Genomic DNA, 21169 nt, shown 5'->3' on the forward strand with positions numbered 1-21169 from the left:
CGCCCGGGGTTCAGGCGATAGTGGGGTACGTGACTGCCGTACCGCACCCACGTTCCCAAGCCTCCGGATCCGCCCGGGCCGGTCGCCTGAGCCTCGCCGTCGCCCTGCTGTGCGGCGCGCTCGGCGCGGCCGTGGCGTTGCTCGCCACCCGGCAGAGCTGGTCGGAGGGCACCACGACGGTGGCCGGTGGCGCCTTCCCGCTGACCGCCACGGGCAGCGACGTCACCGGTGTGCCCGCGGCGCTCGCCGTGGTGGGCCTCGCCGCGCTCGTCGCCGTCTTCGCCGTCCGCCGGAGCGGCCGCGTCGTCGTGGCCGCCCTGCTGGCCCTCTCCGGCGCGGGCACCGTCGCCGCCGCCCTGCTCGGTGCCTCCGACAGCTCCGCACTCGACGAGAAGGCCGCCGAGGCCTCCGGCGACACCTCCGCCACGGTGGGGGCCCTCAGCCACACCGCCTGGCCCTACGTCGCGGCCGTCGGCGGCGTCCTGCTCCTGCTGGCCGGGCTGCTCGCCCTGCGCTACGGCAGGCTGTGGCCCGCGATGTCCGGCCGCTACGAGCGGGACGGCACGCCCCGGCCGCGCCGCAAGGCCCCCGCGGTCGACCCCGACCGGCCCGAGGACCTGTGGAAGGCACTCGACCGGGGCGAGGACCCGACCGGGGCGTAACCCCGCCCCGGGGGCGGGGCACGGGGAAGCGGAGGGAGCACCCCCGCTCACCGGAGGCGCGCGCGTGCGGGACAATGGGCGCGAGCGTCCTGCTCAGACACGTACACAGCAACGAGGAGCAAGCAATGGCGGGCAGCAGCCACGGTCACACCCCGGCCGCCTGGACCGGTGTCACGATCGCCTTCATCGGTTTCTGCGTCGCGGGCGCGTTCATGGTGTTGGACCAGCCGCTGGGCTTCTGGGCGGGCATGGTCGTCGTGCTGCTCGGCGGTGTCGTCGGCGCGGCCATGCGGGCGATGGGCATGGGCCAGCCCAAGGACCTGCACCAGCCGCACGCGATGACGGGCGACCGCGAGCCGGCGCGCGCCGAGGGCTGAACCCCGGAACACACCGCGTTTGTCGCGTGAGGGGCGGCCGGCACTGGGATGCCGGAACCGCCCCTCACGCGCGTGCGGGGCACAATGCGTACCGTGAACACCGACAGCCGAAGGGTGACGCGCGGCGTCGCGAGCCGCCTGGCCGTCCCCGCCGGGGTGCTGGCCGCCGTCGCCGCCGCCTTCGCCTACGTGGGCACGGTGGACCCCAACGAACCGGGCCACTACCCCGTCTGCCCGCTGCTGCGCTACACCGGCCTGTACTGCCCCGGCTGCGGCGGACTGCGCAGCGCGCACGCCTTCGTCCACGGCGACCTCGCGGCGGCGCTCCAGGACAACGCGCTCGCCGTCCTCGGCTATCTGGGCTTCGCCGTACTGTGGACCGTATGGGTGGTCCACGCGGTCCGCGGGCGCCCCCTGCGGTTCGATCCCCGGCCGGCGCAGGTGTGGAGCCTCGGCGCGTTGCTGCTGGTCTTCACGGTTGTCCGGAACCTGCCCTTCGGTGGCTGGCTCCACCCTTGATCCGGCGGCGGACGTCCAGGTAGTGGGACCTGCGTCAACCGGATGTGAGGCCTACGCCTTACTGCGGATACCATCGCAGTGACCATCGGTTTTCGACTGGTCGCTGGAACTGTCAACCGTCTGGAAGGGGGCCGCTCGCGTGAGTGTGCTCGACGAGATCATCGACGGAGTCCGTGCCGACCTCGCGGAGCGGCAGGCGCGCGTCAGCCTCGACGAGCTCAAGGAGCGCGCGGCGAAGGCTCCCGCGGCCAAGGACGGCGCGGCGGCCCTGCGCGGCGACGGCGTCAAGGTCATCTGCGAGGTCAAGCGCTCCAGCCCGTCCAAGGGCGCGCTGGCCGCGATCGCCGACCCGGCCGGGCTCGCCGCCGACTACGAGGCGGGCGGCGCGGCCGTCATCTCGGTCCTCACGGAACAGCGGCGCTTCGGCGGCTCGCTCGCCGACCTCGAGGCGGTCCGCGCCCGTGTCGACATCCCGGTCCTGCGCAAGGACTTCGTCGTCACGTCGTACCAGCTCTGGGAGGCCCGGGCCTACGGCGCGGACGTCGTCCTGCTGATCGTCGCGGCCCTCGACCAGCCCGCCCTGGAGTCCCTCATCGAGCGCGCCGAGTCCATCGGGCTCACCCCGCTCGTCGAGGTGCACGACGAGGACGAGGTCGAGCGGGCGGTCGACGCGGGTGCCCGGGTGATCGGCGTCAACGCGCGCAACCTCAAGACCCTCGAGGTCGACCGCGGCACCTTCGAGCGTCTGGCCCCCGAGATCCCCGACCACATCATCAAGATCGCAGAGTCGGGCGTCCGCGGTCCCCACGACCTCATCGCCTACGCCAACGCCGGCGCCGACGCAGTCCTGGTCGGCGAGTCCCTCGTCACCGGCAAGGACCCCAAGACGGCGGTCTCCGACCTGGTGGCAGCGGGCGAACACCCCGCACTCCGGCACGGCCGAAGCTGATCTCCCGCTAGGCTTGCCCCGATGACTCTCACCATGACGACCGTGGACCGGTACGCCCGCCTCGCGCGCGGCTGCCGCCCCCGCGGCTGCCGAGCCCCGGCCCGCCGGGTCCACGGCCGCCGCGTGCGGTACGTCATCGGTGACGAGCCCGGGCAGGTCAACGGCATGCGATGGCAGGACTTCAGGGGCGCGGGGAACTGCGCGACCAGCCACGTCCGGCCCGCAGCCGCCTGACGGATCCCCGCCCCCACGGCGATTAGTGCATTCCACACACAACTCACCGTGAAGGTTTCCGCATGCCCAGTCAGTTCTTCATCCCCGACCCGGAGGGTCAAACCCCGAACCCCGAAGGCTACTTCGGGGCCTTCGGCGGCAAGTTCATCCCGGAGGCCCTCGTCGCCGCCGTGGACGAGGTGGCCGTCGAGTACGACAAGGCCAAGCACGACCCCGAGTTCGCCAAGGAACTCGACGACCTCCTGGTCAACTACACCGGCCGCCCCTCGGCACTCACCGAGGTCCCCCGCTTCGCCGCCGAAGCGGGCGGCGCAAGGATCTTCCTGAAGCGGGAAGACCTCAACCACACCGGCTCCCACAAGATCAACAACGTCCTCGGCCAGGCCCTGCTCACCAAGCGCATGGGCAAGACCCGCGTCATCGCCGAGACGGGCGCCGGCCAGCACGGCGTCGCCACGGCCACCGCCTGCGCGCTCTTCGGCCTCGAGTGCACGATCTACATGGGCGAGATCGACACCCAGCGCCAGGCCCTCAACGTCGCCCGCATGCGCATGCTCGGCGCCGAGGTCATCGCCGTGAAGTCCGGCAGCCGCACGCTGAAGGACGCCATCAACGAGGCCTTCCGCGACTGGGTCGCCAACGTCGACCACACCCACTACCTCTTCGGTACGGTCGCCGGCCCGCACCCCTTCCCGGCCATGGTCCGCGACTTCCACCGGGTCATCGGCGTCGAGACCCGCCGCCAGCTCCTGGAGCGCGCCGGGCGCCTCCCCGACGCGGCGATCGCCTGCGTCGGCGGCGGCTCCAACGCCATCGGCCTCTTCCACGCCTTCATCCCGGACACGGACGTTCGCCTCATCGGCTGCGAGCCGGCGGGCCACGGCGTCGAGACCGGCGAGCACGCGGCCACCCTGACGGCGGGCGAGCCCGGCATCCTGCACGGTTCGCGCTCGTACGTCCTCCAGGACGACGAGGGCCAGATCACCGAGCCGTACTCGATCTCGGCCGGTCTGGACTACCCGGGCATCGGCCCCGAGCACTCCTACCTCAAGGACTCCGGCCGCGGCGAGTACCGCGCGGTCACGGACGACGCGGCCATGCAGGCCCTGCGCCTGCTGTCCCGCACCGAGGGCATCATCCCGGCCATCGAGAGCGCCCACGCGCTGGCCGGCGCCCTGGAGGTCGGCAGGGAACTGGGCAAGGACGGGCTGATCGTGGTCAACCTGTCCGGCCGCGGCGACAAGGACATGGACACCGCCGCCCGCTACTTCGGCCTCTACGACACCGACGCCGAGGTCGCCGCCGACGCGGACACCGACACCGCAGAGATCGAGGGGGACGCCAAGTGAGCGGCAACATCCAGCTGTTGAGCGACACCCTGGCAGCGGCGAAGTCCGAGGGCCGGTCCGCCCTCATCGCCTACCTCCCGGCCGGGTTCCCGACCGTGGACGGCGGCATCGAGGCCATCAAGGCCGTCATCGACGGCGGCGCCGACGTCGTCGAGGTCGGTCTGCCGCACAGCGACCCCGTCCTCGACGGCCCCGTCATCCAGACCGCCGACGACATCGCCCTGCGCGGCGGCGTGAAGATCGCCGATGTGATGCGCACGGTCCGCGAGGCCCACCGGGCCACCGGCAAGCCCATCCTGGTCATGACGTACTGGAACCCCATCGACCGCTACGGCGTCGAGCGGTTCACCGCCGAACTCGCCGAGGCGGGCGGCGCCGGGTGCATCCTGCCCGACCTGCCCGTGCAGGAGTCGGCGCTGTGGAGGGAGCACGCGGAGAAGCACGGGCTCGCCACGGTCTTCGTCGTCGCCCCCAGCAGCAAGGACGCGCGGCTCGCGGACATCACCGCCGCGGGCAGCGGCTTCGTCTACGCCGCCTCCCTCATGGGCGTCACCGGCACCCGCGCGACCGTCAGCTCGCAGGCCGAGAACCTGGTGGCACGCACCCGCGCCACCGGCACCGGCCTGCCGGTCTGTGTGGGGCTTGGCGTCTCCGACGCCACCCAGGCCGCCGAGGTCGCCCGCTTCGCCGACGGCGTGATCGTCGGCTCGGCGTTCGTCAAGGCCATGCTGGACGCGCCGGACGACGCGGCCGGTGTCGAGGCCGTCCGCGCGCTCGCCGGCGACCTCGCGAAGGGCGTGCGCCGACAGGCGTAAGAAAACGGGAAGTCATACCGGTCCCTCGTACGGGTGGACCTGGGGCTGGGGAGGCGCGCTGCGCCTCCCCGGTTCGTTTCCGGGGTGTGAGCGACAAGAACCGTGAGGGAAAGCGCACCGCCCGGGAGAAGCTGGCGGTCGAGCGTGAGAAGCAGAAGTCCGCGGACAAGCGCCGGCGCGCGCTGATCGTGGGCGGGGCCGTCGTCGCCGTCCTGGGTCTCGCGGCGGTGATCGGCGTCGTCGCCGCCAACGCCGGCAAGGAGGACGACAGCGAGGCGTCGGGTCCGGTCGTCGCTCCCTCGGGAGCGCAGGGCAAGGACGGCCTCGCCATCCCGGTCGGCAAGGACAGCGCCAAGTCCACGCTCACGGTGTGGGAGGACTTCCGCTGCCCGGCCTGCAAGTCCTTCGAGACGACGTACCGGCCGGTGATCCACGAGCTGACGAAGGCCGGCGAGCTGAAGGTGGAGTACCACCTGGTCACCCTCATCGACGGCAACATGCGCGGCACGGGCTCGCGCAACGCGGCCAACGCCGCGGCCTGCGCCCAGGACGCCGGGAAGTACCCCGCGTACCACGACGTGCTCTTCGACAACCAGCCCCCCGAGGTCGACGACGCCTACGCCGACAACGACAAGCTGATCGAGCTGGCCGGCAAGGTCGACGGCCTGGACACGCCCGCCTTCCGCAAGTGCGTGCAGAACGGCACGCACAACGGCTGGGTCGCCAAGTCGCATCAGGCATTCAACAAGGGCGGTTTCTCGGGCACGCCGACCGTGCTGTTCAAGGGCGAGAACATCTACCAGGACCGGGCGATGACCCCGGCGAAGCTGAAGCAGATGGTGCTGGAGGCGAACAAGGGGTAAAGGCGTTTCTCACGCCCCCGTTATGGACCCGTAGCCGGGCTGCCTGCCGTGGGCCCGGTGCGGCAGGGTAGCGTCGACCTTGCCATGGAACTTGCCTTCATTCCCAGCCCGTCGCGCGGGGTGCTGTACCTCGGCCCCATTCCGCTGCGCGGCTACGCGTTCTGCATCATCATCGGCGTCTTCGTTGCCGTCTGGCTCGGCAACAAGCGCTGGATCGCCCGCGGCGGGCGGGCCGGCACGGTGGCCGACATCGCGGTCTGGGCCGTGCCCTTCGGCCTCGTCGGCGGCCGGCTCTACCACGTGATCACGGACTACGAGCTGTACTTCAGCGAGGGCCGTGACTGGGTGGACGCCTTCAAGATCTGGGAGGGCGGTCTCGGCATCTGGGGCGCGATCGCGCTGGGCGCGCTGGGCGCGTGGATCGGCTGCCGCCGCCGGGGCATCCCGATGCCGGCCTACGCCGACGCCGTCGCCCCGGGCATCGCCCTCGCCCAGGCCATCGGCCGCTGGGGCAACTGGTTCAACCAGGAGCTGTACGGCAAGCCGACCGATCTGCCGTGGGCCCTGGAGATCACGTCCTCGGCGGACGGGCGGGTGCCGGGCACCTACCACCCGACGTTCCTGTACGAGTCGCTCTGGTGCATCGGCGTCGCCGTGCTGGTCATCTGGGCCGACCGCCGCTTCCGGCTCGGACACGGGCGGGCGTTCGCGCTGTACGTCGCCGCGTACTGCGCGGGGCGCGGGTGGATCGAGTACATGCGTGTCGACGACGCCCACCACATCCTGGGCCTCCGGCTGAACGTGTGGACCGCGATCCTGGTGTTCCTGCTCGCGGTCGCCTACCTGGTGATCTCGGCGAAGAAGAGCCCCGGCCGGGAAGAGGTCGTGGAGCCCGGCGCGGACGCCTCCGGCATTGAAGCCGACGAAGCCGACGGTGGCGAGAAGGCCAAGGCCGCCGCTGACGCCGACAAGGACGACGAGGCCGAGGCCGAGTCCAAGGACGAAGAGGCCGAGGACGACGAGGCCAAGGACGGGGCCGGGTCGGCGAAGAAGACCTGACCGTCTGCCGTAGCCGTAGCCGTAGCCGTAGCCGTATACATGACCGAGGGCGCCCGGAGATCTCCGGGCGCCCTCGGTGTGTCTCAGCGGCGGCGGGCCAGGGACAGGGTGCGCTGGGCCGCCGTCACCACCGCCGCGTCGACGAAGCAGCCGTCCGGAAGGGCTTGGGCGCCCTGCTGCGTCGTCGCCGCCTTGAGGATCGTCTCCGCGTGTTCGATCTCCGCCTCGGTGGGCAGAAAGGCACGTTCGATGACCGCCAGCTGACGGGGGTGGATCGCGGCGCGGCCCAGAAAGCCCAGGGCGCGGCCATGGGCGCAGGAGGTCGCCAGGCCCGCCAGGTCGCGGACGTCCGGATGGACCGACTGCGCCGGAGGGGGCAGGCCCGCCGCCCGGGCGGCCACGATCACCCGGGAGCGGGACCAGTCGAGACCCGCGTCGTCCCGTACGCCCAGGTCGGCCCGTAGGTCCGCCTCCCCGAGCGCGATACCCCGCAGCGACGGGTGGGCGCTTGCGACGGCGTACGCGTGTTCCACTCCGAGGGCCGACTCCAGCAGGGCGTACAGCGGCAGCCCCGGAGGGACGGCGCGCTCGGCGATCCGGACGACCTCGGCGGGTGAGGTGATCTTGGGGAGCCGCAGGGCACAGAGGCCGGGGGCGCGGGCCACGGCCGCGATGTCCGGGGCGGCCCAAGGGGTGTCCAGGGCGTTGACGCGGACGTGGACCGGGATCGGCGGCAGCTCGCCGAGCAGATCGGCGGTGGCGGCGCGGGCGTAGGCCTTGCGGTCCGGGTCGACCGCGTCCTCCAGGTCCACGACGACGATGTCGGCGCCGGAGGTGAGGGCCTTCGCCACCACGTGCGGGCGGTCGCCCGGGGCGTACAGCCAGGTGAGCGGGTAGGCCGCCGTCACAGGGCGCCCTCCGCGCGCAGCGCCGTGAGGTCGGCCGGGGTGAGGCCCAGCTCGGTCAGGACCTCGTCGGTGTCGGCGCCGTGCGGGCGGCCGGCCCAGCGGATCGCGCCGGGGGTGGCGGAGAGGCGGAAGAGGACGTTCTGCATGCGCAGGGGGCCCAGTTCCGGGTCGTCGACCGTGGTGATGGTGTTGAGGGCCTGGTACTGCGGGTCCGCCATCACGTCCCGGACGTCCTGGACCGGGGCGACGGCCGCCTCCGCCTTCTCGAAGGCCGCCAGGACGTCCACGCGGGTGCGCGCGGCGATCCAGGAGCCGACCGCCTCGTCCAGGAGGTCGGCGTGGCGGGCGCGGTCGGCGCCGGTGGCGAACCACGGTTCGTCGATCAGTTCCGGGCGGCCCACCAGGTGCATCACGCGTTCCGCGACCGACTGGGCCGACGTGGAGACCGCGACCCAGGTGCCGTCGGCGGTGCGGTAGACGCCGCGCGGGGCGTTGTTGGGGGAGCGGTTGCCGGTGCGGGGCTGGACGTGGCCGAGCTGGTCGTACCAGAGGGGCTGGGGGCCGAGGGCGGCCAGGATCGGTTCGATCAGGGCCATGTCGACGACCTGGCCCTCGCCGGTGCGCTCGCGGGCCGCCAGCGCCGTCATCACCGCGTACGCCGTCGTCAGGCCCGCGATGGAGTCGGCCAGGCCGAAGGGCGGCAGGGTCGGGGGTGCGTCGGGTTCGCCGGTGATCGCGGCGAAGCCGCTCATCGCCTCGGCGAGGGTGCCGAAGCCGGGGCGGTGTGCGTAGGGGCCGAACTGGCCGAAGGCGGTGACCCGGGCCAGGACCAGGCGGGGGTTGACGGCCGACAGCTCCGGCCAGCCGAGGTCCCACTTCTCCAGGGTACCGGGGCGGAAGTTCTCGATGACCACGTCGGCGGTGGCGGCGAGGCGCAGGAGGGTGGTGCGGCCGCCGGGCTTCGACAGGTCCAGGGTGATGGTGCGCTTGTTGCGGCCGAGCGTCTTCCACCACAGGCCGACGCCGTCCTTCGACGGTCCGTGGCCGCGGGAGGGGTCCGGTTTCGACGGGTGCTCGACCTTGACGACCTCGGCGCCGAAGTCGCCCAGCAGGGTGGCGGCGAGCGGGCCGGCGAAGAGGGTGGCGAGGTCGAGGACGCGGAGGCCGGAGAGGGGAGCGGTCGTGGGCGCGGTGATGGGTGCGGGCGGGGGCGGGGCAGCGGTCATGGGCGGTGGGTCTCCCGGTGCGTGAGGTGGGCGAGGGCGTCGAAGCCGATGCCGTCGAAGTCGCCGATGGAGGTGGCGAGACGGTTCTTCAACGGAGCCGTCCAGCGGTCGGGGAGGGCCGCCGGGTGTCCGGCCAGCAGCCCGGCGACGCTCCCGGCCGTCGCGCCGTTGGAGTCGGTGTCCCAGCCGCCGCTCACGGCACGGCAGACGGAGCCGGGGAAATCGCCGTTCGCGTGGGTGAGGGCGGCGGCGATCAGGGCGGTGTTGGGGACGGCGTGCACCCAGTGGTACGTGGGGGAGTGGATGGCGTGGAGTTCGTCCACGACCCTGTCGAAGTCGTCGTGCTCGCCCGCCAGATGGACGGCGTGGCGGACGGCTCGGGCGAGGCGGGAGCGCGGGGGGACGACGGTGAGGCCGGTGCGCAGGCAGGCGTGGATGTCGTGGTCGCCGGTCGCTGCGGTCGCGAGGGTGGCCGCCGTGAACATCGCCGCGTAGACGCCGTTGGCGGTGTGGGTGAGCGTGGCGTCGCGGTGGGCCTGTTCCGCGGCGGCGGCCGGGTCGCCGGGGTTGGTCCAGCCGTGGACGTCGGCGCGGATCAGGGCGCCGATCCATTCGCGGAACGGGTTGCGGTGGCGGGCGGTGTGCGGGGGTTCCAGGCCGGAGAGGAGGTTGCGGTAGGCGATGCGCTCGGCGGTGAAGGTGCGGCCGGCGGGGAGTTCGTCGAGCCAGGTGCGGGCCACGTCCGTGGTGGTGAAGGTGCTGCCGTGGCGCTGGCGGACGAGGAGGTTGAGGAGGGGGTAGTTGAGGTCGTCGTCCTCGGGCATGCCGTCGATGTTCTCGGCGAGGGAGGTGGTCGCCGAGCGGCGGTTCCAGGGGTGTGTGGTGAGGAGTTGTTCGGGGACGCCTCTCGCCGTGAAGTAGGTGGTGAGGGGCCAGTTGCCGGTGGACTTGGCCAAGTGGCGGATGGCTTCTAGGGGGAGTTTCTCTACTGGTTTGCCCAGGAGGCAGCCCACGGCTCGGCCCAGCCAGGCGGCTTCGAGGTGCTGCGGGGTTGTTGCTGAGGGCGGGGTGGGGGCGCTCGCCCGCGCTGGCGGGGTGCTGCCTTTCTTTGGGTCGGGAGCCGCCCCAGCGGCACGACTGCCCGCAGACAGCGGCCAGTTCGCGCAGGTCGCCTTGATTCCCTCCAGGTCAGTTGGCTCATCGTCCGTCAAGGTGCTCGGCAGGTCAGCCAGTTCGTCCAGGAGGTCCATCGCCAACCGGCGGAGGTAGCGGGACGCGGGAGTCGGGGACGCGCCTGCGGTCAGAGGAGCCTCCTGGCCGCCCGCCGCCTTCCAGCGGGCCGCGATCGCCTTCGGTTCGCGGCCGTCCTGGGAGGCCTGGCGGAGTTCGTGGCCGATCAGGTCCTCCGGCTGGACCCAGGTCAGACGGAGCATGCCGGGCCTCCGAGGGAGGCGAAGGCCTGTTCGTGGGTGCGGCGGCGGGACACGTCCCGGGCGAAGATCTCGCGGGTGACGGCCGTGAGGGTCGTGGCCGGTTCCCAGAGGTCCAGGCGGCTGGCCTCCGCGACCGTCTTGGACCAGTCCTCGGGGACCGGCGAGCCGAGGGCCCCGGCCACCGCGCCGGCCATCGTGGCGATGGAGTCGCAGTCGCGGCCGTAGTTCACCGCGCCGAGGACCGCGTGGCGATAGTCGCCCCGGGCCACGAGCAACAGGCCCAGCGCTACGGGGAGTTCCTCGATCGCGTGGAGGCGGGACGGGCGGCGGGCGCCGAGGGAAGGGGAACGGTAGTCGGGGCCCACCGTGTCGTAGGGGGCGACCGCCTCGCGCAGGGGGCGCAGTGCCGACTCGAAGTCCGTGTGCCGGGAGGCCTCCTCGCAGACCCGCTCGATGGCGGTACGGGTGCCGTCCTTCGCGAGGGAGAGGCATGCCGAGACGACCGAGTCCGGGGTCGCCCCGGGCGTGCACGCCGCCGCGACCGCCGCGGCCAGGACGCCCGCCGCCTCACGGCCGTACGAGGACTGGTGCGCGCCCGCGATGTCGAGGGCCTCGGCGTAGGCGGCACGGGGGTCGGCCGCGTTGACCAGGCCCACCGGGGCCATGTACATCGCCGCGCCGCAGTTGACGATGTTGCCGGTGCCGGCCTCGCGTGGGTCGGCATGGCCGTAGTGGATCCTCGTCACGAGCCATTTCTCGGCCAGGAAGATCCGCTGGAGGGGGAGGGCCTCGGTCTCCAGTTCCGGGATCCAGCGCGGTTCGGTCATCAGGTCGGGGACCAGGTGGTCGGCGACCGCGTAGGCGTCCAGGTGGTCGCGGACCGTGGCGTAGACGCGGACCAGGGCGTGGGTCATCAAGGTGTCGTCGGTGACGTGGCCGTCGCCCTTGTGGTACGGGGCGAGGGGGCGGGCCGTGCGCCAGGCGTCGCCGTGCCAGGGGCCGACGATGCCGTGGACGCGGCCGCCGTGGCGTTCGAGGATCTGCTCGGGGGAGTAGCCCTCGACCGGGCCGCCGAGGGCGTCGCCCACGGCCGCGCCGACCAGGGCACCGGCGATCCGCTCGTCCAGAGGGGCGTTTTGGTGTGGTTTGGGCTCCATGGGCGCATCATCCACCTGGGCGGGCCGGCAGTGCGGCTTCGAGGAGTTCGGCGAGTTCCACGAGGTCGGTGCCGGTGAGCCGGGGGAGGACGCAGCCGGAGAGCGTGCGGCAGGTCTCCCGCCAGGAGGCCGGGATCGAGGCGCCGCCGCCCAGCGCGCCGGTGAGGGCGCCCGCCAGGGCCGGGGCGGAGTCCGCGACCCGGGACAGACAGGCCGCCGCCGGGACCGCCTCCGCGATACGGCCGCGGGCGGCGGTGGCCAGGGCGAGGGCGACCGGGACCGTTTCGGCGGCGGCGATGCCGTAGCTGTAGACGTGGTCGACGATCTGGTGCTCCAGGGGCGGGACCAGGGCGAAGGCGCTGTCCGAGGCGGCGGCGAGGTGCAGGGCGTGCCGGGCGTTGCGGCCGATCTCCGTCTCCTCGGGGAGTTCGGCGAGGGCCGCTGTGACGCAGGCGTCGACGTTCGCGCCGGCCAGGGCGAGAGCGAGGGCGGCGGCCATCGCGCGGGCGCCGTGCACGCCGTCGCCGTCCTGGGTGTAGCGGGCGTCGAACTCGGCGAGTGCGGCGGCGCGGCCCGGGTCGCCCGGGTGGGCCATGGCCAGGACGCAGGCGCGTACGCAGGCCGCGTCGTCGAAGTAGTGCGGGTTGTCGTGGCCGGTGGCGGGCGGTCGCAGGCCGGTGGCGAGGTTGCCGAGGCCGGCGCGGACGGAGATGCGGGCGCGCAGGGGGAGGACGGCGGACTCGATCTCGGGGGCGCGGTCCGCCGCGGCGGCCACCTCGCTGGCGATGGCGTTCCAGGTGAGGTCGATCGCGGCTCGGGTGCGGCGTTCCCGGCTGAGGTCGTTCAGGACGGTGTCGTCGCCGGCGCGCAGGAGGGCCTCGGCGGCGAAGGCCGCCCATTCGGCGTCGTCGGAGGGGCCGAGACGGAGGGGCTCGGGGGGCTGGTTCAGGGCGATGGGGACGGGGAGGGTGGTGGTGGCGTTGTGTTCGGCGAAGGTGTCCAGTTCGCGGGTGAGGCGGCGCGTCCAGTCGGGCATGCGGGCGGCTCTGTGGCGGGCGGCGGGCCAGCCGGCGGCGTCGCCGGCGGCCAGTCCGAGCAGGAGGCCTTCGGCCTTTCTGTCTCCCACCCGCGCACCGCCCGTAACTGTCACCCAAGGAGTCCTGGTCTCCCGTGGGGCGCTCTCACCGTCGGTGGCCGCGGGTGGCCCCTGTAGAGGGCTCATGCTCGTGCCTCCGTCTCACGGTTCGCCGTCAGCAGGTCCGCCACGTCCCGTACGTGGTAGCCCGCCATCGCCGGGAGGCAGCGGCCGCGGACCGGGCCGATGGGGGTGGCCCAGGCCTCCGGGATCGCCGAGACGCCCCGCGTCGCGCCCGCCAGGGCACCCGCCACCGCCGCCGTCGTGTCCGCGTCGCGGCCCATGTTCACCGCGGTCAGGACGGACTGCTCGAAGTCGCCGTCGGCCGCCGCGTACGCGCCGAAGGCGAGGGCGACCGCCTCGGGGGCGAGGTCGGTCCAGGGGTAGCCGCCGATGACGACGGCGGAGCGGACCGCGCGCTCGCCGCGGTGGGCCACCGCCACCGCGCGGCGCAGGGAGCGGGCCGTCCACGAGTCGTCGGGCACGACCGCGAGGGCGGCGGCCACCACCGCGATCGCCGGGGCGCCCGCCATCGCCGCCGCCACACCCGCCGCCACCGCCTGGCCGCCGTAGATGCCCTCGCCGTCGTGGCTCACCGAGCCGTCGATGGCGACCAGACGGGCCGCTTCCGCCGGGCGGCCCGCCGCGAACACCCCGAAGGGGGCCGCGCGCATGGCCAGGCCGTCGCTCCAGGCGTGCCGGTGCTGGGCGGAGATGGGCGCGGCAAGTCCACGGCGGAGGTTCTCCAGCGTGCCGCGTTCGCTGAAGCCGGCGCCCCGGAAGGGGCCCTCGTCGCGGTCGGCGATCCACTCGTGCCAGGCCGCCTCCACATGGGCGGGGGTGAGTGCGCAGCCGTGCCGGGCCAGGAGGAGACCGGAGAAGATCGCGTACTCGGTGTCGTCCGTGCCGGACGGGTTGTCGCTGACGTAGCCGGTGATACGGCCCCACCGGGCGCGGATCTCGGACGGCTTCATGTTCTCGGCGGGGGCCCCGAGGGCGTCACCCACGGCCAGGCCCAGCAGTGCGCCCCGTGCCCGTTCGCGGAGCTCGGCGGCGTCCCCGGGCGCCGGGGCGGAGGGGATGCAGGCGATCGATGCCATACGGGATGTGTCCCACTTCGACGATCCCCCCGAGCCTCAGGAACCTCAGCATCACCCGGTCGACATCTGTGCAAGATCGTTATCAAGTGAGCAAAAGAAGGTAAACCCGCAGGTTAGCGCAGCCTTTCCTTGCTGGCGAGGGCGGAATTCGGAGCGTACTTTGGGTGTTGTAAAAAACTGGAACGTGTCCAAGTAAGGGGAGTGGGGATCTTTCATGGCCATCATCGAGACCGAGGCGACGCTGCACGAGGCGCACCGGGACAATCACACGCACCGGGACGTGAACGGCGGCTGGCTGCGTCCCGCGGTGTTCGGCGCGATGGACGGCCTCGTCTCCAATCTGGCCCTGATGACCGGTGTCGCCGGCGGGGCCGTCGGTCAGCAGACCGTGGTCATCAGCGGACTCGCGGGGCTGGCCGCCGGCGCCTTCTCCATGGCCGCCGGCGAGTACACCTCCGTGGCCTCGCAGCGCGAGCTCGTCGAGGCCGAGCTGAACGTGGAGCGGCGCGAGCTGCGCAAGCACCCGAAGGACGAGGAGGCCGAGCTCGCCTCGCTCTACGAGGGGAGAGGCGTCGAGCCGAAGCTGGCCCGGGAGGTCGCCCGGCAGCTGTCGAAGGACCCGGAGCAGGCGCTGGAGATCCATGCACGCGAGGAGCTGGGCATCGACCCCGGCGATCTGCCCTCGCCCACCGTCGCCGCGGTGTCGAGCTTCGGCTCCTTCGCGCTGGGCGCGCTGATCCCCGTGCTGCCGTATCTGCTGGGCGCGAGCACCCTGTGGCCCGCGGTGCTGCTGGCGCTGCTGGGGCTCTTCCTGTGCGGCGCGGTCGTGGCCAAGGTGACGGCCCGCACCTGGTGGTACAGCGGGCTGCGGCAGCTTTTCCTGGGAGGCGCGGCGGCCGGTGTGACGTACGCCCTGGGCACCCTGTTCGGAACGGCCGTAGGATAGCTCGGCTCGGACTTATGCGTGAGGCCGTATAAATAGCCGTTACTCGCTGGTTTCGGATCCGCAATCACCGGGCATGAGCCGTAAGCGCTGCGGGCAACGACGCTCGCCGCGCACCCCCAGCGGGACGGGCGAAGGCGCCTGTTCCCGCCATCGGGCCCGACGGGCATCGATCTCACCCGGTCGTTCCGTACTGGCCCCCCATAGCTTCCACCGTCGGCGCGGAACCCCTGTCGCACCCCTACGGTGTCCGCATGTTGGAACGGATTATCTTGCTTTCCGAGAACCGCTCCATCATGTAACCTGCACGAAATTTTGCGATCACGCAGAGGGCCAACGTCGTCCCTCGGCACCTTGTATATGCCACATGACGACGACGGGAGAGCCGATGCGTACGCCGCGCCAGCCGTCCCAGCACTCCGCGAATGGCCAGAACTGGTCCTTCATGGATGCTCGCCCTGCTGCGCAGGGTATGTACGACCCCCGCAACGAGCACGACGCCTGCGGCGTCGGCTTCGTCGCCACCCTCACAGGCGAGGCGTCCCACACGCTGGTCGAGCAGGCTCTGACCGTCCTGCGCAACCTCGAACACCGCGGTGCCACCGGCTCCGAGCCCGACTCCGGCGACGGCGCGGGGATCCTGTCGCAGGTCCCGGACGCCTTCTTCCGTGAGGTGGCCGAATTCGAGCTGCCCGAGGCCGGCGGCTACGCCGTCGGTATCGCCTTCCTGCCGGAGGACTCCACCGCCGACGCCGTCTCGAAGATCGAGACAATCGCGTCCGAGGAGGGCCTCACGGTGCTCGGCTGGCGCGAGGTGCCGGTCGCTCCCCAGCTCCTGGGCGCCACCGCCCGGTCGACCATGCCGGTCTTCCGCCAGATCTTCGTCGGGGACGGCTCCTCGACGGGCATCGACCTCGACCGCAAGGCGTTCGTGCTGCGCAAGCGCGCCGAGCGCGAGGCCGGCGTGTACTTCCCGTCGCTGTCCGCGCGGACCATCGTCTACAAGGGCATGCTGACCACCGGCCAGCTCGAGCCCTTCTTCCCGGACCTGTCCGACCGCCGCTTCGCCTCCGCGGTCGCGCTCGTGCACTCCCGGTTCTCGACGAACACGTTCCCGTCGTGGCCGCTGGCGCACCCCTACCGCTTCGTCGCCCACAACGGTGAGATCAACACCGTCAAGGGCAACCGCAACTGGATGGTCGCCCGCGAGTCGCAGCTGGTGTCGGACCTGTTCGGTGCCGATGACAAGGCCATAGAGCGGATCTTCCCGGTCTGTACGCCGGACGCCTCCGACTCCGCCTCCTTCGACGAGGTCCTCGAACTCCTGCACCTGGGCGGCCGCTCCCTGCCGCACTCCGTGCTGATGATGATCCCGGAGGCGTGGGAGAACCACGACTCCATGGACCCGGCCCGGCGCGCCTTCTACCAGTACCACTCCACGATGATGGAGCCCTGGGACGGCCCGGCCTGTGTCACCTTCACCGACGGCGTCCAGGTCGGCGCCGTGCTCGACCGCAACGGCCTGCGCCCCGGCCGCTACTGGGTCACCGACGACGGCCTCGTCGTCCTCGGCTCCGAGGTCGGCGTCCTGGACATCGACCCGGCCAAGGTCGTCCGCAAGGGCCGCCTCCAGCCCGGCCGCATGTTCCTCGTCGACACCGCCGAGCACCGCATCATCGAGGACGACGAGATCAAGGCCGAGCTCGCCGCCGAGAACCCGTACGCGGAGTGGCTGGAAGCCGGCGAGATCGAGCTGGGCGACCTGCCCGAGCGCGAGCACATCGTCCACACCCACGCCTCGGTCACCCGCCGCCAGCAGACCTTCGGCTACACCGAGGAGGAGCTGCGCGTCCTCGTCGCGCCGATGGCCAAGGCCGGTGCCGAGCCGATCGGCTCGATGGGCACCGACTCGCCGATCGCGGCGCTCTCGGACCGCCCGCGGCTGCTCTTCGACTACTTCACCCAGCTCTTCGCGCAGGTCACCAACCCGCCGCTGGACGCGATCCGCGAGGAGCTCGTCACCTCGCTGCGCTCCGCGCTGGGCCCGCAGGGCAACCTGCTCGACCCGAACGCGGCCTCCTGCCGCAGCGTCCTGCTGCCCTTCCCGGTCATCGACAACGACGAGCTGGCCAAGCTCATCCACATCAACGCCGACGGCGACATGCCCGGCTTCAAGGCCGCGACGCTCTCCGGCCTGTACCGGGTGCACGGCGGCGGTGACACGCTGGCCGCGCGCATCGAGGAGATCTGCGCCGAGGCCGACGCCGCCATAGAGAACGGCGCCCGGCTGATCGTCCTGTCGGACCGCCACTCCGACGCCGAGCACGCGCCGATCCCCTCGCTGCTGCTCACCGCGGCCGTCCACCACCACCTCATCCGCACCAAGCAGCGCACCCAGGTGGGCCTGCTGGTCGAGGCCGGCGACGTCCGCGAGGTCCACCACGTCGCCCTGCTCATCGGCTACGGCGCCGCCGCCGTCAACCCGTACCTGGCGATGGAGTCCGTCGAGGACCTGGTCCGCGCCGGCACCTTCCTGCCCGGCATCGAGGCCGAGAAGGCCATCCGCAACCTCATCTACGCCCTCGGCAAGGGCGTGCTGAAGGTCATGTCCAAGATGGGCATCTCGACCGTCGCCTCCTACCGCGGCGCCCAGGTCTTCGAGGCCGTCGGCCTGGACGAGACCTTCGTCGAGAAGTACTTCAACGGCACCGCCACCAAGATCGGCGGCGTCGGCATCGACGTCGTCGCCAAGGAGGTCGCCGCCCGCCACGCCAAGGCCTACCCGGCCTCCGGCATCGCCCCGGCGCACCGCGCGCTGGAGATAGGCGGCGAGTACCAGTGGCGCCGCGAGGGCGAGCCGCACCTCTTCGACCCGGACACGGTCTTCCGCCTGCAGCACTCCACGCGCTCCGGCCGCTACGACATCTTCAAGAAGTACACCGAGCGCGTGAACGAGCAGTCCGAGCGGCTGATGACGCTGCGCGGCCTGTTCGGCTTCAAGTCGGACCGCGAGCCGATCTCCATCGACGAGGTCGAGCCGGTCTCCGAGATCGTCAAGCGGTTCTCCACGGGCGCCATGTCGTACGGCTCCATCTCCCAGGAGGCGCACGAGACCCTCGCCATCGCCATGAACCAGCTGGGCGGCAAGTCCAACACCGGTGAGGGCGGCGAGGACCCGGAGCGGCTGTACGACCCGGCCCGCCGGTCGTCCATCAAGCAGGTCGCCTCCGGCCGCTTCGGTGTGACCTCCGAGTACCTGGTCAACGCGGACGACATCCAGATCAAGATGGCCCAGGGCGCCAAGCCCGGCGAGGGCGGTCAGCTGCCCGGCCACAAGGTCTACCCGTGGGTCGCCAAGACGCGTCACTCGACGCCGGGCGTCGGCCTCATCTCGCCGCCCCCGCACCACGACATCTACTCCATCGAGGACCTGGCCCAGCTCATCCACGACCTGAAGAACGCGAACCCGCAGGCGCGGATTCACGTCAAGCTGGTCTCGGAGGTCGGCGTCGGCACGGTCGCCGCGGGTGTCTCGAAGGCGCACGCGGACGTCGTCCTGATCTCCGGCCACGACGGTGGCACGGGCGCCTCGCCGCTGACGTCGCTCAAGCACGCCGGCGGCCCCTGGGAGCTCGGCCTCGCCGAGACCCAGCAGACGCTGCTGCTCAACGGCCTGCGCGACCGCATCGTCGTGCAGACCGACGGCCAGCTCAAGACCGGCCGTGACGTGGTCATCGCCGCGCTGCTCGGCGCCGAGGAGTTCGGTTTCGCGACCGCGCCGCTCGTCGTCTCCGGCTGCGTCATGATGCGCGTCTGCCACCTGGACACCTGCCCGGTCGGCATCGCCACCCAGAACCCGACGCTGCGCGAGCGCTACTCCGGCCAGGCCGAGTACGTCGTGAACTTCTTCAAGTACATCGCCGAAGAGGTCCGCGAGATCCTCGCCGAGCTGGGCTACCGCTCCATCGAGGAGGCCGTCGGCCACGCCGAGACCCTCGACGTCACCCGCGCGGTCGACCACTGGAAGGCGCAGGGCCTGGACCTGGAGCCGCTGTTCCACGTGCCCGAGCTGCCCGAGGGCGCCGTCCGCCACCAGCTCATCGCCCAGGACCACGGTCTGGAGAAGGCGCTCGACAACCAGCTCATCAAGCTGGCCGCCGACGCCCTGTCCGCCACGGACGCCACCGAGGCCCAGCCGGTGCGCGCCCAGGTGCAGATCCGCAACATCAACCGCACGGTCGGCACCATGCTCGGCCACGAGGTGACGAAGAAGTTCGGCGGCGCGGGCCTGCCCGAGGACACCGTCGACATCACCTTCACCGGCTCCGCCGGCCAGTCCTTCGGCGCGTTCGTGCCGCGCGGTGTCACGCTGCGCCTGGAGGGCGACGCCAACGACTACGTCGGCAAGGGCCTCTCCGGCGGCCGTGTCATCGTCCGCCCGGACCGCGGCGCCGACCACCTCGCCGAGTACTCGACGATCGCGGGCAACACCATCGCCTACGGCGCGACCGGCGGCGAGCTGTTCCTGCGCGGTCGCACCGGCGAGCGGTTCTGCGTCCGCAACTCCGGCGCCACCGTCGTCTCCGAGGGTGTGGGCGACCACGGCTGCGAGTACATGACCGGCGGTCACGCGGTGGTGCTCGGCGAGACGGGCCGCAACTTCGCGGCCGGTATGTCCGGCGGTATCGCGTACGTCATCGACCTCGACCGCGACAACGTCAACGTCGGCAACGTGGACGCCGTGGAGCCGCTGGACGACACCGACAAGCAGTGGCTGCACGACGTGGTCCGCCGCCACCAGGAGGAGACGGGCTCGACCGTCGCCGAGAAGCTCCTGGCCGAGTGGGACACCGCCGTCGAGCGCTTCAGCAGGATCATCCCCAGCACGTACAAGGCAGTGCTCGCCGCCAAGGACGCCGCCGAGCGAGCCGGTCTCTCCGAGACCGAGACCCACGAGAAGATGATGGAGGCGGCGATCAATGGCTGACCCGAAGGGCTTTCTGAACCACGGCCGCGAGGTCGCCAAGTCCCGTCCGGTCGAGGAGCGCCTCAAGGACTGGAACGAGGTCTACGTCCCCGGCTCCCTGCTGCCCATCATCAGCAAGCAGGCCAGCCGCTGCATGGACTGCGGCATCCCGTTCTGCCACAACGGCTGTCCGCTCGGGAACCTCATCCCCGAGTGGAACGACTACGCCTACCGCGAGGACTGGGCGGCCGCCTCGGAGCGGCTGCACGCGACGAACAACTTCCCGGAGTTCACGGGCCGGCTGTGCCCCGCTCCGTGCGAGTCGGCGTGTGTGCTCGGCATCAACCAGCCGGCCGTCACCATCAAGAACGTCGAGGTCTCGATCATCGACAAGGCGTGGGAGACCGGTGACGTCGAACCCCAGGCGCCCGAGCGCCTGTCGGGCAAGACGGTCGCGGTCATCGGCTCGGGCCCGGCCGGTCTGGCCGCCGCCCAGCAGCTCACCCGCGCCGGTCACACCGTCGCCGTCTACGAGCGCGCGGACCGTATCGGAGGCCTCCTGCGCTACGGCATCCCCGAGTTCAAGATGGAGAAGCGGCACATCAACCGCCGTATCGAGCAGATGCGCGCGGAGGGCACCCGCTTCCGTACGGGCATCGAGATCGGCCGCGACCTCAAGGCGACGGACCTGAAGAAGCGGTACGACGCGGTGGTCCTGGCCGTCGGCGCGACCACGGCCCGTGATCTGCCGGTGCCCGGCCGCGAGCTCAAGGGCATCCACCAGGCCATGGAGTACCTGCCCCTGTCCAACAAGGTCCAGGAGGGCGACTTCGTGGCGCCCCCCATCACGGCCGAGGGCAAGCACGTCGTGGTCATCGGCGGCGGCGACACCGGCGCGGACTGCGTGGGCACCGCCCACCGTCAGGGCGCGGCCTCCGTCACGCAGCTGGAGATCATGCCGCAGCCGGGCGAGGACCGTGCCCCGAACCAGCCGTGGCCGACCTTCCCCATGCTGTACAAGGTCACCTCCGCGCACGAGGAGGGCGGCGAGCGGGTCTACTCCGTCTCGACGACCCACTTCGAGGGCGACGAGGACGGCAACGTCCAGTGGCTGCACCTCACCGAGGTGGAGTTCATCGACGGCAAGCTGACCCCGAAGCCGGGCAGCGAGCGCAAGATCCCCGCCCAGCTCGTCACCCTCGCCATGGGCTTCACCGGCACCGACCGGGACAACGGCCTCGTGGACCAGTTCGGCCTGGACCTCGACGAGCGCGGCAACATCGCCCGCGACGGCGACTACCAGACCAACGTGCCGGGCGTGTTCGTCGCCGGTGACGCGGGCCGCGGACAGTCGCTCATCGTCTGGGCGATCGCGGAGGGCCGCTCGGCCGCGCGCGGGGTGGACCGCCACCTCACGGGCGCCAGCGAGCTGCCGGCTCCGATCCGCCCGACGGACCGTGCGCTGATGGTCTGA

Annotated in this window: 18 protein-coding genes; 12 read left to right on the top strand and 6 right to left on the bottom strand. The window is 71.9% G+C overall.

From position 1 onward, the window contains the following. Window positions 1-20 precede the first annotated feature (20 nt). From NNW99_RS28760 to lgt, 9 genes are all read left to right on the top strand, one after another. Entirely contained in the window at window positions 21-662 is a 642-nt protein-coding gene (locus NNW99_RS28760; protein ID WP_215122073.1) for a TIGR02234 family membrane protein, read from the top strand. 125 nt (window positions 663-787) lie between these two features. After that, complete coding sequence (locus tag NNW99_RS28765; protein ID WP_215122074.1) at window positions 788-1039, top strand: HGxxPAAW family protein; 252 nt, start codon at window positions 788-790, stop codon at window positions 1037-1039. Between the two features lie 84 nt (window positions 1040-1123). Beyond that, complete coding sequence (locus tag NNW99_RS28770; protein ID WP_215122075.1) at window positions 1124-1558, top strand: DUF2752 domain-containing protein; 435 nt, start codon at window positions 1124-1126, stop codon at window positions 1556-1558. A gap of 139 nt (window positions 1559-1697) precedes the next feature. Further along, window positions 1698-2507: an indole-3-glycerol phosphate synthase TrpC gene (trpC, locus tag NNW99_RS28775; RefSeq protein WP_184596632.1), complete on the top strand. Its 810-nt coding sequence runs from the start codon at window positions 1698-1700 to the stop codon at window positions 2505-2507. A gap of 21 nt (window positions 2508-2528) precedes the next feature. After that, a complete protein-coding gene (gene trpM, locus NNW99_RS28780) occupies window positions 2529-2741 on the top strand; it encodes a tryptophan biosynthesis modulator TrpM (RefSeq protein ID WP_215122076.1) in 213 nt (70 codons plus the stop codon). Window positions 2742-2803: 62 nt separating this feature from the next. Then, window positions 2804-4090, top strand: coding sequence for a tryptophan synthase subunit beta (gene trpB, locus NNW99_RS28785; RefSeq protein ID WP_215122077.1), 1287 nt, complete (start codon window positions 2804-2806; stop codon window positions 4088-4090). Next, a complete protein-coding gene (gene trpA, locus NNW99_RS28790; RefSeq protein WP_215122078.1) occupies window positions 4087-4905 on the top strand; it encodes a tryptophan synthase subunit alpha in 819 nt (272 codons plus the stop codon). The genes trpB and trpA overlap by 4 nt, the downstream gene beginning before the upstream one ends. Window positions 4906-4991: 86 nt before the next feature. Further along, window positions 4992-5768, top strand: a complete 777-nt coding sequence (locus NNW99_RS28795; protein WP_215122079.1) for a thioredoxin domain-containing protein — start codon at window positions 4992-4994, stop codon at window positions 5766-5768. Between the two features lie 84 nt (window positions 5769-5852). Then, the gene (gene lgt, locus NNW99_RS28800; RefSeq protein ID WP_215122080.1) at window positions 5853-6827 is read left to right on the top strand and encodes a prolipoprotein diacylglyceryl transferase; all 975 of its coding nucleotides are present in this window, start codon (window positions 5853-5855) and stop codon (window positions 6825-6827) included. Window positions 6828-6910: 83 nt separating this feature from the next. Here lgt and NNW99_RS28805 read toward each other — a convergent pair whose 3' ends face one another. From NNW99_RS28805 to NNW99_RS28830, 6 genes are read right to left on the bottom strand one after another with little or no spacing between them, the layout of a single operon-like run. Continuing rightward, window positions 6911-7735: a CoA ester lyase gene (locus NNW99_RS28805; RefSeq protein WP_215122081.1), complete on the bottom strand. Its 825-nt coding sequence runs from the start codon at window positions 7733-7735 to the stop codon at window positions 6911-6913. After that, window positions 7732-8961: a CaiB/BaiF CoA-transferase family protein gene (locus tag NNW99_RS28810; protein WP_215122082.1), complete on the bottom strand. Its 1230-nt coding sequence runs from the start codon at window positions 8959-8961 to the stop codon at window positions 7732-7734. Before NNW99_RS28810 ends, NNW99_RS28805 begins: the two co-directional genes overlap by 4 nt. Further along, on the bottom strand, window positions 8958-10394 hold the full coding sequence (locus NNW99_RS28815) for an ADP-ribosylglycohydrolase family protein (RefSeq protein WP_215122083.1): 1437 nt from the start codon (window positions 10392-10394) through the stop codon (window positions 8958-8960). Before NNW99_RS28815 ends, NNW99_RS28810 begins: the two co-directional genes overlap by 4 nt. Next, complete coding sequence (locus tag NNW99_RS28820; protein WP_215122084.1) at window positions 10382-11551, bottom strand: ADP-ribosylglycohydrolase family protein; 1170 nt, start codon at window positions 11549-11551, stop codon at window positions 10382-10384. Before NNW99_RS28820 ends, NNW99_RS28815 begins: the two co-directional genes overlap by 13 nt. 7 nt (window positions 11552-11558) lie before the next feature. Next, complete coding sequence (locus NNW99_RS28825; protein WP_370869166.1) at window positions 11559-12773, bottom strand: ADP-ribosylglycohydrolase family protein; 1215 nt, start codon at window positions 12771-12773, stop codon at window positions 11559-11561. After that, on the bottom strand, window positions 12770-13786 hold the full coding sequence (locus NNW99_RS28830; RefSeq protein WP_215122086.1) for an ADP-ribosylglycohydrolase family protein: 1017 nt from the start codon (window positions 13784-13786) through the stop codon (window positions 12770-12772). Before NNW99_RS28830 ends, NNW99_RS28825 begins: the two co-directional genes overlap by 4 nt. 214 nt (window positions 13787-14000) lie before the next feature. On the opposite strand from NNW99_RS28830, the gene NNW99_RS28835 reads away from it, so the two are divergent. From NNW99_RS28835 to NNW99_RS28845, 3 genes are all read left to right on the top strand, one after another. Continuing rightward, window positions 14001-14732 (top strand): VIT1/CCC1 transporter family protein, encoded by a 732-nt coding sequence (locus NNW99_RS28835; protein WP_215122087.1) that lies wholly within the window; start codon window positions 14001-14003, stop codon window positions 14730-14732. A gap of 385 nt (window positions 14733-15117) precedes the next feature. Continuing rightward, complete coding sequence (gltB, locus tag NNW99_RS28840) at window positions 15118-19716, top strand: glutamate synthase large subunit (RefSeq protein WP_215124501.1); 4599 nt, start codon at window positions 15118-15120, stop codon at window positions 19714-19716. Next, window positions 19709-21169 carry a glutamate synthase subunit beta gene (locus NNW99_RS28845; RefSeq protein ID WP_215122088.1) on the top strand — a complete coding sequence of 487 codons (1461 nt, stop codon included), beginning with the start codon at window positions 19709-19711 and terminating at the stop codon, window positions 21167-21169. Before gltB ends, NNW99_RS28845 begins: the two co-directional genes overlap by 8 nt.

This window comes from Streptomyces sp. CRCS-T-1, assembly GCF_024442335.1.
Lineage (GTDB): Bacteria > Actinomycetota > Actinomycetes > Streptomycetales > Streptomycetaceae > Streptomyces > Streptomyces koelreuteriae.